Origin of the sequence: Peribacillus sp. B2I2, assembly GCF_041261685.1 — a bacterium.
Classification (GTDB): Bacteria; Bacillota; Bacilli; order Bacillales; family DSM-1321; genus Peribacillus.
On sequence record NZ_JBGCCB010000001.1, the window covers coordinates 3,293,690 to 3,309,581 of the forward strand.

Below are 15,892 nucleotides of genomic sequence, written 5' to 3' on the forward strand. Positions count from 1 at the left end.
AATAAACCCTCCATATTCTCATTATTTTTTTGATGGGGGTAAATGTACTATTGCGTTATTTTAACTGGTTATGCAGTTTGTTGTTCAGATGGAGCAATTGTATAGCCTTTCTTTTTTAGGTATTCGATCATTTTTAATTCTTTGTTGTTTTGTTTTTCTTCAAGGTAATTTGAGCCTAGTTCATGATAAGGTTCTCCTGTTTTTAAGATGTTGTAAGCAATCGTTACTAGTAAATGGGCAGAAGCGATTCGTCCCTTCATTTTTCCCTGTCGTTTGGTAATCCTTTTTCGATGTGAAGCAATTCGATTATTTTGCCTTGATGTCGCTAATACACATTCTACGGCCATGGTTTTTAAAGCTTTATTTCCTTGTGTGGTTTTACTCGTTTTTTTTTTACCAGCACTTTCGTAATTTCCAGGACTCACACCAGCCCAAGAGGCAAGATGTTTAGCTGACTTAAATACGGACATATCAACACCCATCTCCGCAATAAAAGTAGCTGCCGCAGCTTTGTTCACACCAGGTATACCATCCAATAATTCTACTTCCTTACGATAAGGGGACAGGAGTTGATCAATTTGTTTTTCTAATTCTTCTATGGTTTCTTCTAAATAACCCATATGCTCCCAATGGTAACGCAACATATCACGATGATGACGGCGAATACGGTCATTAATTGCATGGGCAATGTCAGTAATACTTGCTTTTGTTCGCCAATCCACCATTTTTCGAAGACCATCGGTCTCTATTTTTTCACCGTTTAGAATGGCTTCAAGTATACGGCGTCCCGATACACCAAAAATGTCTGATAGAACGGATGTTAGCTTGATATTAGCATCTTGAAGAATTTTGTGAATGCGATTCTGCTCTGATGTGCGATGATGAATCAATTTTTTTCGATAACGAGTAAGATCTCGTAAATCACGAATATCCTCTGGTGGGACAAAATTGCTTTCAATAAGTCCGCATCTTAGAAGCTTGGCAAGCCATTCGGCATCTTTTACATCAGTTTTACGCCCTGGAACATTTTTGACATGCCTGGCATTGGCCAGAACAAGGTGAAAAGATCCTTCGAGTATATTCCATATTGGTTTCCAGTAGACTCCGGTACTTTCCATCACAACATCGGATACCTGAAGGGTAGTTAACCAATCACTTAAAGCCAAGAGTCCTGTTGTTGTAGTCGAAAACGTTTCAATAGAGATTTTTGGCTTCTTATCTAATTGACCAAATAATACACAGGCTACTACTGTTTCTTGGTGTACATCTAGGCCAGCACACCGTTCAATCATTGCTTCCATAGGAGAATCACCTCAAAAAAAGATTAACAATACATATGACAGGAGATTTGTTACAAAAAAATTTTGTATACGTACTAGCAGTACACTAAATGGTTCTTCCATACTGTCACAACCAGTTTCTTATACAGGGTATCTTCCTTAAGATCCACCAAAAAAAGCTCAGCCTGGTTGTATTGTTATCATCCATTATCGTCAAGGGGTTAATGGGTTAGACTCTATTTTTGAGTGTAGATTTTCGTAGTAGATGGTGGCGGCGAGGAGCGCCGCCATTGGAGTTTCTTATGCAACTACTGTCCCGATAGTTGCATAAGAAAAGGAAATGACTACTCTTTATCATGGATGTAGTGTGACAGAACAGGATCCAATTTCCTTACCACCCCAGTTTAGTGAAAGCTTGTCTTGATCTGAAAGTGGACCGACGCCACTAGGAGTACCGGTAAAAATAATATCTCCTTTCCCAAGCCCAAAATGCTCTGCTGTAAAATCTATAATCGTTTGCAAATCAAAAAGTAAGTCCTTAATATTTCCGACTTGTACACGCTCTCCGTTTTTAAAAAGGGAAAAATCTAATTGTTTACATGCTTCGACACCTTGAAACGGAATGAAATCACTTACAACAGCCGAATTTTTAAATCCTTTAGCCAAAAGCCAAGGATGCTGTTTTTGCTTTAACTGTGCTTGAACATCTCTAAGTGTTAAATCCAAACCAATGGCTAAAGCATCTACTATTTCATCTACTTTCATTCCTGTTTCGTACGGCTTTGCGATATGAAGGACAAGTTCTGTTTCATAGTGAATGGAACCCTGATTACTCGGCAACGTAATTGACTGACCATTTGCTTCAACTAGCGAATGAGTTGGTTTTGAAAATAAAAAAGGGGAAGTTGGTACTTCATTATTTAATTCTTTTGCATGCAGAGCATAATTTCGACCTACACAATAGATATTTTTAATGTCTTTCATTATTAAACCCACTCTTTTCTTTTAAAGAATAAAATTTTTGATACCAAAAATTTCAGATTTATTTTTTATTAAATCTTACTGTGTAATGATTCAATAGTAAATGGAACTAACGCCCTTGTTTTTTCTTTAACTACTTTATTAATAATATAAATAGTTTTTTCTTAAATTCAATGTCAAACGACGTCATAATTATTAAGTGTGATAGATTGGCCCAACCTTCCTTACTATTAATTCTTCACAAACCCAGCACACGTATGAACAGTGATTCTCTAAAAGGTCACATACTTCCTAACGAGTCGTTGTTACTTAACTTTACTTTACTTTCAATTTCGATAATCCTACTCAAAACAGGAACTTTATTTTGGGAAAGCCTCTGTTTTTGAAACTCGTATTATGTCACTAGGAAAGTACTTTTTAAAATATTTAACCACCATTACATGTATATCCTCCCGATACCATTTCGAGAGTCCATATTCTTTAAATAATTCTGGCATTCCTAATCTCCTTGAACGTTTACCCATCGTACCATCGCCAATAATTAAAGTATCAATCCAAATATGATCCACGATTCCATCTAAAACTTTTGGGAAATCCGGGCTAAATGGCATTACGGGAGAAATCGAAACTTGGGTGGATATTCCGGCGTCATGTACCTCTTTTAAAGCTTTAGTACGCAGCTTAATTCCTGGTGCATAAGGAGAGAAAATTCGCTTTATATCTTCCCTATCTGTTTCAATCGTCATGGAAACAAGGACTCTACATTTTTTTTTCAATTTTACTAATAAATCAATATCCCTAATTATCAGTGGACTTCGAGTTTGGATTTGAAGAAAGTCAGGAGGATTTTTAATCATCTCTTCCAGGATTGCCCGTGTAATGTTTGTTTTCCGTTCAATTGGCTGGTATGGATCTGTTGCGGAAGACATAAATATATTCACAGTTTTGCTTTTTCCGCGAAGTGTTAAGATCTCCTTCCGGTAAATTTCTGCAGCGTTTGTTTTTATGTCCACCCATTCCCCCCAAGGAACTCCCTTAAATTTTTGAATGGGCATTTCTCTGACATAACAGTACCTGCAAGAAAATGCACATCCACTGTAGGGATTTAATGAATGTGTAAATCCAACATCCAAATAACCCTTTGCCTCAGTGAGGATTTTCTTTGAAAGAATATCCTTTGTTTCTATTATCATTTGAAATCTCCTCTCGTATTTATAGACGGATGAAATGCTGTCTGGTTATTTACGTCTAGTTCAGCAAATGATTTTTTCTAAAAACTCTTTGGCGCTATTCGCCTCTTTCTTCTCTGCGGCTACTTCGTAATTCATTTTTCTCATTTCGTCATCGGTAATTTTATCAGACAATTTATACAAAATTCCTTTTAACTCTGGGTATTCTTCTAATGTCTCTCGCTTTAACAATGGTGCTCCTTGATAGGGAGAGAATTAATGTTTGTCGTCTTCCAATACTGTAAGATGATATTTTTGCAATTCACTATCTGTTGAATAGGCATCAAGTGCATTTATCTCTCCCAGTTTGTTTATATTATTTTGATAAGTTCTATATAGCTAACTCGTTTGCTATAAGTGAAAAGGACATATTCTCCTTTACATATTGTTTTAACTATGTAAAGGAGAATATGTCTGGTAATTTTATAAAAACTTACTTTTTAGAACTTGGACGTTTACAAATCGGACCTTTATAACTGAAATATATATTAAAACGTTTTTTTCTCTTTGATCAAAATGACACCTAACAATCCCATCAAAGAAAATATGACAGGTATGAGAAATCCATAATGATAGCCCACATCTATAGAATGCCGAGGAAATAGATCCAGTACATTTCCGAAAACACTAGGCAACAACACGGCACTTAAGAATCCACCCATATTGGCAAATCCTGAAACAACACCTACTTGTTGAATAGGAAATGATTCCCGTACCACTGCAAAAGTCAAAGAGCTAGCTCCATTTCCAAAACCTATGATAAATAGTAAAACCACCACCATTATAAATGGAGGTTTTACGCCGGAGAAGAACAACCCACTCCAACTGCATAAGACAATTAGATGGATAAAGGTGTAGACCTTTTTGATAGAACCCAGCCGGCTTGTAATCCAGCTAATTAAAGGGCCTCCTATGATGGCTCCAAAAAGACCATACATAATAAGCTGGCTTGCCCCTGAACGAGACATTTCAAACACATGAATTCCATAGGGAACTCCCCACGAACCGATGAATCCTATATATGTGCCAACAACTCCAAAGTGGCAAAAGAAAGTGGCCCAGGCTTGACGGGTAGAAAATATTCGGCGTAGAATCGACCAAACACCTTCCCGGTCTTTAATTAGAATTTCCTTGGCTTTGGAATCAACTTTAAATATTTGTTTTGGTTTCGATACAAGAACGACATACAGAAGATATGATGAAAGCACTAAAATAATTCCTATGCTAAGGAATGGGGTTCTCCAACCAGCGAATGAAATCCACATGGAAAAAGGAACGGTAGCTGATAACGAACCAAGGCTCGCAACCATGGCAACCAGGCCTAATAATTTTACAAATTCCTGTGCCTTAAACCATTGGCTTAATATTAAAACCAAGTTGACAAAAATGGTGGCATCTCCAATTCCAACTAATAACCGGGAGAAAATCAACACATATTCATTGGGAGAAAGGCTGTATATTAGGCTTCCCAGCCCATTTAGGAGTGTGCCGATAATAAGAAATCGATTGGGGCCATATCTGTCTGATAAAAGACCAACCGGTATTTGTAATCCTGCATAGGCTAAAAATTGAATGCCGCTCATAAGACCTATGGTAGAAGCGGAAACATGAAAATCCTTCATCAATTGATCGGTAATAAGACCAGGAGCCGTTCTTTGGCTCACAATTAAAAAGTAAGCAAATAAAACGGTGCCAAATACCACCCATCTATAACCGCTTTCTTGTTTATTCATCTTTATGTATCGCCTCCCGTCTAAACCTCATCCTCCCCACAAACAAAATCAATGCAGCGTGAGCACATACCGCTCTCATACATGAAACCCCCAATTAATCTAATTCAAGCACTGGATGCCACATAGGGCTCTTCGATTTATTCAAATTAGGTGACATCCATCACATTATAAACAGCGTGACCGCCATAATTCAGAATTTCTTTTTGTAGTTTTCTAACAAACTTCGCGACGAGCTACCGATACCAGCTTCGCACCCTTAGATGCAAGCTCCTTTGAAGCGACTTCTCCATTGCCCCTGGAGGCGTAATAAAGACAACTTTATCTTGAAAATTAGACATACTGCATATCATCATTTTAGTTTTACCCACTTTTGGAGCAAAATGTACGATTATTTTTGGTGCGGTGATAATTCCTTGGATTTTAATCCCTACGATGCATATATAGTGAATCACACGATATGAGTTTATTCCAATTATATGATTTCCCCCTCATTACACCTAGGTACATATGTCCATTTAATTGTAATGAACTGCTTAACCCATTCCATTACTTTAGTAATTGCATATGATACCTCTATCCTCTTTTCAGAAAGAGAAAGAAGTTTTTAATACTTTTATAAGTACAAGCCTATGTAATTCCCGTCAATATAACCCTGTGTTTCTGATTCATTCATACCTTTTTTCTCCTCCCAGTAAATGTATTATACAGGAAAAGTAAAATCATAATGAAGGACCGACAATAAAGTTTCATTCTCTACAATTACTATGATTTTAAAAAGTTTTATAAAAATATCGCGCTCCTTTTTTTACATAAATGGGAGCGTAACTTGTTATAGGAGGATTGATGAAGGTGTATCCAATAAAGAGAGAAAATATCGAATCGGACTCTTTTACTTGTAAATCGTGTGGGGAAACGTATAATCACTCTCTTATGAAAATGAATTTGAATGTTTGTCCTAAGTGCCAATATCACTACCCCGTAACAGCTTATGACCGCATTTCAATGATTACAGATAGTAATTCTTTTTCGGAATTCAATAAATGTTTAACTTCCGTTGACCCGTTATCCTTTCCTGAATATAAAGATAAATTAGTTTCTGATAAGAAAAAGACTTCATTATATGATGGGGTCATTACTGGGGAAGCTTCCATAGGCGGCTATCCGGTTGTCATTTGTGTCATGGATTCTCGCTTCCGTATGGGTAGCATGGGCTCAGCCGTGGGTGAAAAAATCACAAGATCCATTGAAGAATCATTAAAAACCCGAAAACCATTAATAATATTTTCAGCAAGCGGTGGAGCTCGGATGCAAGAAGGGATTCTTAGCCTTATGCAGATGGCGAAAACAAGTGGTGCTTTAGAAAAACTAAACTATGAAAAAATTCTTTTCGTATCCGTTTTGACGAATCCTACAACAGGGGGCGTTTCTGCTAGTTTCGCTTCATTAGGCGATATCAATATTGCCGAACCACAAGCTTTAATTGGCTTTGCAGGTAGACGAATAATTGAACAGACTATAAGAGAAGAACTCCCGGAAAATTTCCAAACCTCTGAATTTTTATTAGAACACGGTCAACTGGATATGGTTGTAAATAGAAGTGCATTAAGACACTCATTAACAACCATTTTAAAAATCCATCATCTAAACTTCAAGGAGTGCCTTGAACGATGAATTTTCAAGAATTAAAAAAACTAGAAAACCATATTGCCGAACTGAAAGAGATGTCAGCAAATCATAATCTTGACCTTTCCGAAATATTAAATAATCTTGAGCAAAAAGCCATTGAAACCAAAAATCATCTTTATGAAAATATGGAAGTTTGGGATAAAATTAAACTATCTAGAATTCAACAACGCCCTACTACTTTAGATTTCATCCATCATATTTTTGAAGACTTTCTTGAACTACATGGTGACAGACTTTTTGGGGATGACCCTGCTATGGTTTCAGGAATAGCTACCTTCGAGGGAATGCCTATTACTGTAATAGGAAATCAAAAAGGGAAAAATACAAAAGACAATATCCATCGTCGTTTTGGCATGTCGCAACCTGAAGGCTACAGAAAAGCTCTAAGAATTATGCAACAAGCCAATAAGTTCAATAGACCTATCGTAACATTTATTAATACGTCTGGAGCCTTCCCGGGTCGTGAAGCAGAAGAACGTGGACAATCTGAAGCTATTGCCCGCAACCTTCGTGAAATGGCTGGCTTTGGAGTGCCCATAATCTGTATTATTATTGGTGAAGGTGGGAGTGGTGGCGCTTTGGCTTTAGGTATCGGCAATCGAATCTTCATGCTAGAAAACACATTTTATTCGGTTATATCGCCTGAAGGAGCAGCAGCATTATTATGGAAGGATGCCACACAAGCAAAACGCGCAGCTGAAGTATTGAAAATTACGGCTAAGGATTTGATGAAACTAGGCGTGATTGATGAAATCATAAAAGAACCAGTTGGAGGAGCACATATTGACCTCCCTCTTCAATCGCATTATATCCAAGAAACTCTTCGAAAAGCATTGCAAGAACTTGGTCATTTAGATAAAGGCATTTTACGCCAACAACGTTATGATAAATTCCGCAAAATTGGTGAGTATATGGACGAAATACTGGTTAAACGTGATAATTAACTAAATCGCGGAGTATTTTCAGGTTGGATTTCAATTCAATTGAAAATCGCCAAACTTCGGTATTTTGTATGCTAAGCAAATCTCAGCAAAAAAGAGCCGTTTCCTGTACGTAAGGAAATGACTTTTTTTATTTCTCTTATTTGTGCCATGGCACCTGGTAAAAAAGTACCAACCGTGGCTTTGAAATAAAGATTATTAACCGTGCCTCTTGATCCCCCATATTAGGGGTAGCACCACTGATGCAGGCTCAATAGGTTAAGCTGTATTGTGTAACCCGGGCAACTTTACCAAGAGGATACGCTTTCCAAAATGAGATTGAACTGCTTTATAATTTGTTTGAATTAGTCCTATCTTAAAATGAACAGCATATTGTCGCTCTATCTTTATAGTGAATTATTTTTGTACTTGAATCACTTTATTTTTTAGAAATATCGCTAGATTGACGACTGCATGATTCGTACTAGTTCTTTTTCTAAAACAACGGGCTCATTTGCGTAATTGTAAATCCCTAAAAACTTCTCTATGGCCTCTGGATGGGAACTGATTAGCTTGTTGACAGCATCCTGTTGTTCAGATATGCTTTCATTCTTGGAAATTTGGCATCCCATGTGAAACCGAACCATAAACTCATCTTCCATTGCCTTTTGATATTCTTCAGACATTTGATTTGATTGATCTGATTGTCCCTTATATTTTAATAGAATATTGGATAATATACGTGCCCCACATATAGCATCATGGATACCCTGCGCCATGCCAGGATCTTTAAAACAAACTGCATCTCCAACTAACGCCCATCCTTTTCCCATCCCTTTATACCAGTAATTATCATAGCCTAGAATGCCTTTGACCGGTTCTTCTAGTTTTGCATTTTTCAAGCGGGCCCCAATTGTTGTATTCGGAAAGTTATCTGTTAAGAGATTGCGTAGACCGCTTTCCGGATTTAATTTCAACCGTTCTATCAATTCCTTATTTCCTAATGGGAAAATGCCGACAATAACATATAAATCATCATTCGTCGGAAAGAGAATGGCTGTGTTATCTTTTAACTTGTATACTTCGAATTTAGGAACATTATCATGGCAAAATCCAGAGAAATACCCAAAATAGATGCCGACTGTTGCCGGAATACTTATTTTGAGTTCACTTTTTACCAGCTTGCGAATAATAGAGGATCGGCCGTCTGCACCGACTACCAGGCGTGCTGAAAATTCTTGTTTCTCGTTGTTGCTGTCTAAACCTTTCACGCCTATTACTGTTTCGTCTTCACGGATGACATCCGTCACACGAAATCCTTCTAAAACAGTTACATTCATTTGAGATTTGGCATGTTCAAGTAGGATATGATCGAGATAAGTTCGTCTAATGCAATAACAACTGTCCTCTCCGTAAACCTCAGGGATGAGACCTTCTATCACGGTATCCTCAAATTGAAATTTAATATCCCGTACCGGTGGTGCTTTTGTTTCCAATAACTTGTCCAGGACACCTATTTCTCGAAGAAGAGCGACAGTATTATTGAAAAAGGTATGGGTTGATAATGTGTCCCTTGGAAAAGTCGATCGGTCCACTAACAACACATGGAAACCAGCCTTAGCAAGATAAATTGCCAAGGTAGAGCCGGCACATCCAGCACCGGTAATGATGACATCATACATCTTATTCATCGTATCACTCCATTTCTAAGTACAATTATTAACTTGCATTTCCATTTGCAGAGTTCTAAAGTTCATGCTCCTAAGAGTTAAAGCAATGGGGAAAATTGATAAGAATATTCTTCATACATAAAGTATGGAAAATAAAACGAAATAAGTACAGAGAATTCCAAAGTCGATCTCCTCTACGTGAACTGCACCCCAATTGTTAGACACAACTAACAATTGGAGGTGCAGTTTTTTTATGGCGAGATTTTCTTCAGAAGAAAAAATACAGGCAGTAAGACAATATATAGATGGTAATGAGGGAGGACAAACCATTGCTAAATCTATTGGTGTTCATCCGAGTTTACTCCATCAGTGGATTAAACAATTTGAACTTTTTGGTGATGATGCTTTTGAAAAACGCTATACACCCTACCCTGCACAGTTTAAACTAGATGTACTTAATTATATGAACGAACAAGGGACGTCTATCAGGAAAACAGCGGCGATTTTTAATATTCCTTCTTATGAAACGCTTCGAAAATGGAAAGTTGCTTATGAAACAGATGGATTTGATGCCCTACAATCAAAGAAAAAGGGGCGTCCATCCATGAAAAATAAAAATAATAAGACATCAAATTCTCAAGTACCCGATGAAGGATCAATAGAGGCTTTACAGGCGGAGAATGAACGTTTACGTATGGAGAATGCCTATTTAAAAAAGTTGAATGCCTTAGTTCAAAACAAGGAAAAATCACCAAACAAGACAAAGCACAAGTAGTCTATGAATTAAGGAATGCATTCTCGGTGAAAGCACTTATACAGCTCGCTGACATTCCGCGTAGCACGTATTACTATTGGGTGAAAAACTTCGGTCGTCCTGATCCAGATGCAGAACTGAAAGTATTGATTAAATCTGTTTTCGATGAACATGAAGGTCGGTTTGGTTACCGGCGTATTCGTGATGAACTTAGAAATCGCGGACACAAAGTAAACCACAAAAAGGTGCAACGTATCATGAAAGAACTAGGGCTAAAATGTCTTGTCCGTATGAAAAAATATCGCTCTTACAAAGGAACTGTGGGCAAGATTGCACTAAATATTTTAGATCGCAATTTCAAAGCTGAACAACCAAATGAGAAATGGGTTACGGATATTACAGAGTTTAAATTATTTGGAGAAAAGCTATATTTATCGCCGATATTGGACTTATTTAATGGAGAAATCATTACGTATACAATCGGTTCAAGACCAACCTACTCACTCATTTCAACGATGTTAGATCAAGCTTTTGAACGTTTAACAGACGACGATACTCTCCTTATTCATTCAGATCAAGGCTGGCATTATCAAATGAAACAATTCCGTGATGCCCTTAGGGAACGTGGCATTACGCAAAGTATGTCTCGCAAAGGGAATTGTTACGATAACGCTGTTATGGAAAATTTCTTTGGTATCATGAAATCGGAACTTCTTTATCTAAAAGAATTTGAAAGTGTGGAACACTTTAAACAAGAACTAGCAAAATATATAGAATACTATAATCACAAACGAATCAAGGCAAAATTAAAAGGCATGAGCCCGGTACAATACCGAACTCATGCCCAACAGGCTGCCTAACGATATAACCTGTCTAACTTTAGGGGGTCAGTTCATACGTTTAGGATCGACTTTTTTACTTCTTCATATAGAACATTAAGAAATTAAATTATCAGGCGAAATTTTAACAAGCCAAAATACTAAAGCAACAATAATAAATACCCACTAAATAAAAGAGATACGAATTTATTAGAGAAATGCCCCTGATTGATGAAGTAAGAATAAATAAATCCAGATATTACTTTTAATTATGCAAAAAAAAAGAGCCAACAAGTTGTTGACTCTTTTTTTTAAAAAGTAGATGCTAAATCTTTTGATCGTGCAATGGAATTTTCTTTAATTTCTTGTGCTTTATCAGGCATTGCAGCATGTCCTTCAACGAATATACCTTCAAAGGAGGGCACTCCGAAGAATTGCATAATGATATTTAGATATCGGTGACCCATTTCCATTTCAGCTGCAGGTCCTTCGGAATAAATACCACCACGAGCTTGAATATGTAAGGCTTTCTTATCAGTTAAAAGACCAACTGGGCCTTGTTCGGTGTATTTAAATGATTTTCCTGCTACACAAACGGAATCAATATATGCTTTCAATACTGGAGGGAATGAAAAATTCCATAAAGGTGTTACAAATATATATTTATCGGCAGCTATAAATTGCTCACATAACTCTGAGAGACGACTGACTTTTGCTTTCTCTTCCGACGAAAGTTCTTCAAAGCCCTTTCCAGATTGAAGTTTCCCCCAACCACTGAAAACGTCTACATCGATCTCAGGAATATTTTCTTTATAAAGGTCAATATTCACAATCTCATGGCTAGGATTAACTTCTTTATAAGTGTCAATAAATGCTTTTCCAACGGCCATACTGTAAGATTGTTTGTCATCATGGGGATGAGCTGTGATGTACAATACCTTTGTCATTTTGTATCTTTCCTTTCTTTTTACATATTTGAACATTCTAGTTTGTCTAAGAAATCCTACATTTATACAAACCTCGAACTAAAAATGACCAATTCCTTGTACAATGCGCCCTTAAACAGAATAACCTTCTTCTAGCCGGTTCGTTTAAGACCAAATAATTTTAGTTCCTGGAAACTAAACCAATCTCCAATCATATTTTTTCGTGTTGACCAATTCGATTCTGCCTCTTGTTTCTACTAGGAACAACTCACAATGGATGTTGTGTAACCGACAAACATATTAAAATCCCCCGACTAAGAAATTTTCTGGCAGGTATAAAGTTGTTTTCAATGATAAGTGTTGTGTATAAAATTATTTCCTTTAAAAAAAGGGGTATCACCAGCTAAAGTAAATCCATTCCCCGTCCATAAAACGGCAGATTTAAGGAAGGTATAAATCTTCTTACAATTTGTGAGAAAGAGTTTGAATTTTGGATATGATAAAACAAGACAATATGGTTGGTTTTAGGAGGCCTAAGGAAATGACGAATTCAATAAAATTTGATCTGCACACTCACCATCATCGCTGTGGGCATGCTATCGGCACAATTGAGGATTATGTAAAGCAAGCCATCGAATACGAGTTGCATTATATTGGGATTTCAGATCATTCTCCATATTTTTATAGTGAGGACGACCATCTCTACCCAACTATTGCAATGGCAAAAAGTGAACTTGTCCCTTATATTGAGGAAGTACATCGTTTAAAAGAGAAATATGAAGGTAAAATTCACGTGTTATTAGGAATGGAAAGTGATTTCTTCCCTGATCACATTGAAGTCTACCGTGATCAATATCTTTTACACCCTTTTGACTACATAATTGGATCTGTTCATTATGTTCAAGACATTAGCATTTTTAAAAAAGGGCGTTGGAATGGTTTGACCTCAAAAGAACAGTCAAGAATCAAGGATGAATACTATGAATTAATACAGAAATCAGCAAAAAGCGGAGTGTTTCAAATCTTAGGCCATATTGATGCAATGAAGGGGTTTTATCCAGCCTTTTCATCCATTGAAACAGACAGTATTGAAAAAACGTTGAAAATCATTAGTCAAGAAGATATCGCCATTGAGATCAATACTTCTGGTAAAACAAAAGAGTGTGGTGGATGGTATCCAGCGGATGACATTTTAGAACGAGCACTTTTCTATAATGTGAAGGTAACATTTGGATCAGATTCCCATACACCTGAACGTATTGGTGATGAATTTGAATTAGTCCAAAAAAGACTAAAGGAGATTGGCTTTTCTGAGTGGGCTTACTTTGTTAATAAGCAAAGGATTCTCACTCCACTTTAACTTTCCCGTCAATAGGATTAGAACTGGGCCGATCACTAGAGCGTCCTGTCACAATGTGTATCGGAGGGATGGATTGATGTTTTTCAATCCTTTTGCTACTAAGATTGTCGAAGAACAAAAAATAATTCGTGGACAGGAATCGATAATGAATCCTGCCTGGAATTAATTTCATTACACCCCTCATCTGATCAATGAATCGGTACCAATCTTTTTTATCAACATAAAATAATCATTATGCATTCTGTAATAAAAATTTTAGCACTTTTGCTTACAATTTCTTACCCGTTCATTTCAACGAATTCGAGTCATCGCCGATATTTTTTAGCATAAAATTATAATATATAGGGAATTAATAACTTACCATTCGTTAATCTTATAAAAAGGAGTTGATCTGGGTATGATTGATAACCCATTGCGTAAAGAGAATGACGAAACCTCTGTAGAGTCAGTTGAAGGTGAGGCTGTAATTAACTCTTCTATAGGGCGATCCGAAGCCCCTCCCATAACTCAGTCAAAAAATCCTGAATTCGATCTTTTTGGTACAGGATTAAATGGGTATCCGTTTTAATTCAAACTTCCTATTCAATATACCTTCAGAACATATTGAATGGTATTAGAGGATTAGATATCAAGACCTACATTATAAATACCTATAAAATATAGAAGAGCACATATTGTCACGTTAATATGTGCTTTCCATTTATTAAATTCAAGCGCCCTTTTCTGGAATAAATCTGGTGTACCTAAATGTTAATTAACTTTATATTATTAATGAGTATATAAAAATGCAGTTTAATATCATTGTTAATTTCTTTATTTGGATTTCCTTAACGTTGTAAATCCGCATTTTCCTAACGCTAGCCCTTTAAGGAATTGGCCACTATAATATCATAAGTGACAATAGATAGGACCATTACGAAAACCTAGTGATGAATCATGAATCGTGACAACTTTACCTGGAGATAGATCAAGCATCTTCAATGCTGCTCGTATGAAGGCTGCCCTAGTATTCCCGAAAGACAAAGTCTAAAATTGCCTAAATACTCCCTGTTATAGAATCGACTAAACACTCAGCATTATATTCTCTCGCATTCGAAAGCGCTTCCATACCAAATAAAGAAAAGGCAGCCAATGAACTCATAGAAATACTAGGTTGCAGACGCCGGATTCTGTTGAGGTTTTTCATAAAAAAACTTATTAACTATGAAGGAATAGCGGCCAGACAGTTCACAATTTTGCTTGAATAAATTTCTTTTCCATTAAAATTATCTTCTATAATCCCTGAGCACACGCATTTTCAATCATTTCATTTCCTCCAGTAACTCAGGGATTTCGCGGTAAGCATCACCTACCCCGGCAGCTTCCCCTTCGTAAAACTACATGCAGGACGATAGGATTTGATTGAGGGCATTGAATTTTACCTCTCAATTAACTGAGTGACAACCGCCTGATTCATTAATTGTTAAACCAGTTGATGAATCACTTTTTTACCCTCTAATTCCTGTCTTCATTAAAAGACACAGAGCTTAAATTGAATTATTATTTTACTTTCTCGAACCAGGAACTGGCTGTCTCTTTCAATACTACATTCAGTTCTTCAATATTTCTTTTACCTGTATCTTGTAACCAGGCACGTCCTGCTTGTTCTCCATTTATAGCAAATGACGCCACACCATCTTTCCAGGTTGCCCGGCCACATAACACACCGTTAAAGGAAGAACCGGATTCTTTGGCAAATTTCAACGTTGCTTGGAATAGTTTTGCACTCACCCCTGCACTTAAGAAGATAAACGGCAGTTCTGTTGCTTCACTCTGTTCCTTGAAAATAAAGGCAGCTTCTTCTTTACTGTAAACAATTTCGCCTGCCGCATAACCTTCCACAAAGTTCATATCTACCGGAACTTCAACTTTCAACACATCAACTTGATATTGAGGTTTGGAGAACTCCTTCATGGCCCTGATCACTTTATTCGGTTTCACTTTTGCGTACTCTTTACTTTTCACATCATTATTTCCAGCATCATAAGAGACTATTTCCAAGAAAAATGGAATATCTTCAGCCGCACACTCGGATCCAACACGTTCCATATAGACATGTTTATAGTTATTGATTTTCTCTTCTTCATCTACATCATAATAAAGTAAGAATTTGATAGCATCAGCGCCGGCTTCCTTTAAACGTTTTACTGAACATTCCGGTAATAAATCAGGCAACCGGCCCACTTCTGACGCATCGTAACCGGTTTTTTCATAGGCCACTAATAAACCTGCGTTCTTGTCGCGGACCTTTGCTGCCGGCAAACCATATTCTGGGTCCAATAGAATTGCGGTTGCAAGCGGTGTTAATTCCTCAGAAACCAATTCTTTGAAACGGATGATACCTTCATCTCCCACTTGACTTGCATCGCCAGCCGCAATCATTTTTTTCAATGAGCCACGTTGATCAATGGCTAATGCTCCAATCACGCCATTTTCATCCGATAAACGTTTAAGAGCTTCTAATTTATTTTTAGTAAGATCTAACATTTTCATTCT

Annotated in this window: 12 protein-coding genes and 1 pseudogene; 5 read left to right on the forward strand and 8 right to left on the reverse strand. The window is 37.0% G+C overall.

The window, feature by feature from the left end; translation table 11 throughout:
* Positions 1–68: 68 nt before the first annotated feature.
* The 5 genes and pseudogenes from ABIE66_RS16240 to ABIE66_RS16260 form a co-directional block, all read right to left on the reverse strand.
* Positions 69–1,301, reverse strand: a complete 1,233-nt coding sequence (locus ABIE66_RS16240) for an IS110 family RNA-guided transposase (protein WP_370015490.1) — start codon at positions 1,299–1,301, stop codon at positions 69–71.
* 333 nt (positions 1,302–1,634) lie between these two features.
* Complete coding sequence (locus ABIE66_RS16245) at positions 1,635–2,264, reverse strand: fumarylacetoacetate hydrolase family protein (protein WP_289325474.1); 630 nt, start codon at positions 2,262–2,264, stop codon at positions 1,635–1,637.
* Positions 2,265–2,620: 356 nt separating this feature from the next.
* A complete protein-coding gene (locus ABIE66_RS16250) occupies positions 2,621–3,454 on the reverse strand; it encodes an SPL family radical SAM protein (RefSeq protein ID WP_370015491.1) in 834 nt (277 codons plus the stop codon).
* Between the two features lie 60 nt (positions 3,455–3,514).
* Positions 3,515–3,793: pseudogene (locus ABIE66_RS16255) on the reverse strand (glycine betaine ABC transporter substrate-binding protein); the annotation flags it as partial.
* Between the two features lie 185 nt (positions 3,794–3,978).
* Positions 3,979–5,223, reverse strand: a complete 1,245-nt coding sequence (locus ABIE66_RS16260; RefSeq protein WP_370015492.1) for an MFS transporter — start codon at positions 5,221–5,223, stop codon at positions 3,979–3,981.
* 843 nt (positions 5,224–6,066) lie between these two features.
* Here ABIE66_RS16260 and accD point away from each other — a divergent pair.
* On the forward strand, positions 6,067–6,894 hold the full coding sequence (accD, locus tag ABIE66_RS16265; RefSeq protein ID WP_370015493.1) for an acetyl-CoA carboxylase, carboxyltransferase subunit beta: 828 nt from the start codon (positions 6,067–6,069) through the stop codon (positions 6,892–6,894).
* On the forward strand, positions 6,891–7,853 hold the full coding sequence (locus ABIE66_RS16270) for an acetyl-CoA carboxylase carboxyltransferase subunit alpha (protein WP_370015494.1): 963 nt from the start codon (positions 6,891–6,893) through the stop codon (positions 7,851–7,853). The genes accD and ABIE66_RS16270 overlap by 4 nt, the downstream gene beginning before the upstream one ends.
* Before the next feature lie 434 nt (positions 7,854–8,287).
* On the opposite strand, the gene ABIE66_RS16275 is transcribed toward ABIE66_RS16270, so the two are convergent.
* Complete coding sequence (locus ABIE66_RS16275) at positions 8,288–9,520, reverse strand: NAD(P)/FAD-dependent oxidoreductase (RefSeq protein WP_370015495.1); 1,233 nt, start codon at positions 9,518–9,520, stop codon at positions 8,288–8,290.
* Positions 9,521–9,752: 232 nt separating this feature from the next.
* On the opposite strand from ABIE66_RS16275, the gene ABIE66_RS16280 reads away from it, so the two are divergent.
* A protein-coding gene (locus tag ABIE66_RS16280) for an IS3 family transposase (protein WP_370015497.1) occupies positions 9,753–11,113 on the forward strand; the annotation gives its coding sequence in 2 pieces (ribosomal slippage) (positions 9,753–10,209 and positions 10,209–11,113; 1,362 coding nt in all).
* Between the two features lie 269 nt (positions 11,114–11,382).
* On the opposite strand, the gene ABIE66_RS16285 is transcribed toward ABIE66_RS16280, so the two are convergent.
* Complete coding sequence (locus ABIE66_RS16285; protein ID WP_370015498.1) at positions 11,383–12,018, reverse strand: FMN-dependent NADH-azoreductase; 636 nt, start codon at positions 12,016–12,018, stop codon at positions 11,383–11,385.
* 520 nt (positions 12,019–12,538) lie between these two features.
* On the opposite strand from ABIE66_RS16285, the gene ABIE66_RS16290 reads away from it, so the two are divergent.
* Both ABIE66_RS16290 and ABIE66_RS16295 read left to right on the forward strand, forming a co-directional pair.
* Complete coding sequence (locus tag ABIE66_RS16290; RefSeq protein ID WP_370017062.1) at positions 12,539–13,357, forward strand: histidinol-phosphatase; 819 nt, start codon at positions 12,539–12,541, stop codon at positions 13,355–13,357.
* A gap of 397 nt (positions 13,358–13,754) precedes the next feature.
* Complete coding sequence (locus ABIE66_RS16295) at positions 13,755–13,925, forward strand: hypothetical protein (RefSeq protein ID WP_370015499.1); 171 nt, start codon at positions 13,755–13,757, stop codon at positions 13,923–13,925.
* Positions 13,926–14,896: 971 nt separating this feature from the next.
* Here ABIE66_RS16295 and lacD read toward each other — a convergent pair.
* Positions 14,897–15,883 (reverse strand): tagatose-bisphosphate aldolase, encoded by a 987-nt coding sequence (lacD, locus tag ABIE66_RS16300; protein ID WP_370015500.1) that lies wholly within the window; start codon positions 15,881–15,883, stop codon positions 14,897–14,899.
* Positions 15,884–15,892 lie beyond the last annotated feature (9 nt).

What these genes read in the sequence shown, in the direction of transcription:
- ABIE66_RS16245 (WP_289325474.1), bottom strand. Translation starts at nt 2,264, where the DNA reads ATGAAAGACATTAAAAATATCTATTGTGTAGGTCGAAATTATGCTCTG.
- ABIE66_RS16250 (WP_370015491.1), bottom strand. Translation starts at nt 3,454, where the DNA reads ATGATAATAGAAACAAAGGATATTCTTTCAAAGAAAATCCTCACTGAG.
- ABIE66_RS16275 (WP_370015495.1), bottom strand. Translation starts at nt 9,520, where the DNA reads ATGAATAAGATGTATGATGTCATCATTACCGGTGCTGGATGTGCCGGC.
- ABIE66_RS16290 (WP_370017062.1), top strand. Translation starts at nt 12,539, where the DNA reads ATGACGAATTCAATAAAATTTGATCTGCACACTCACCATCATCGCTGT.
- lacD (WP_370015500.1), bottom strand. Translation starts at nt 15,883, where the DNA reads ATGTTAGATCTTACTAAAAATAAATTAGAAGCTCTTAAACGTTTATCG.
- accD (WP_370015493.1), top strand. Translation starts at nt 6,067, where the DNA reads ATGAAGGTGTATCCAATAAAGAGAGAAAATATCGAATCGGACTCTTTT.
- ABIE66_RS16240 (WP_370015490.1), bottom strand. Translation starts at nt 1,301, where the DNA reads ATGGAAGCAATGATTGAACGGTGTGCTGGCCTAGATGTACACCAAGAA.
- ABIE66_RS16270 (WP_370015494.1), top strand. Translation starts at nt 6,891, where the DNA reads ATGAATTTTCAAGAATTAAAAAAACTAGAAAACCATATTGCCGAACTG.
- ABIE66_RS16295 (WP_370015499.1), top strand. Translation starts at nt 13,755, where the DNA reads ATGATTGATAACCCATTGCGTAAAGAGAATGACGAAACCTCTGTAGAG.
- ABIE66_RS16260 (WP_370015492.1), bottom strand. Translation starts at nt 5,223, where the DNA reads ATGAATAAACAAGAAAGCGGTTATAGATGGGTGGTATTTGGCACCGTT.
- ABIE66_RS16285 (WP_370015498.1), bottom strand. Translation starts at nt 12,018, where the DNA reads ATGACAAAGGTATTGTACATCACAGCTCATCCCCATGATGACAAACAA.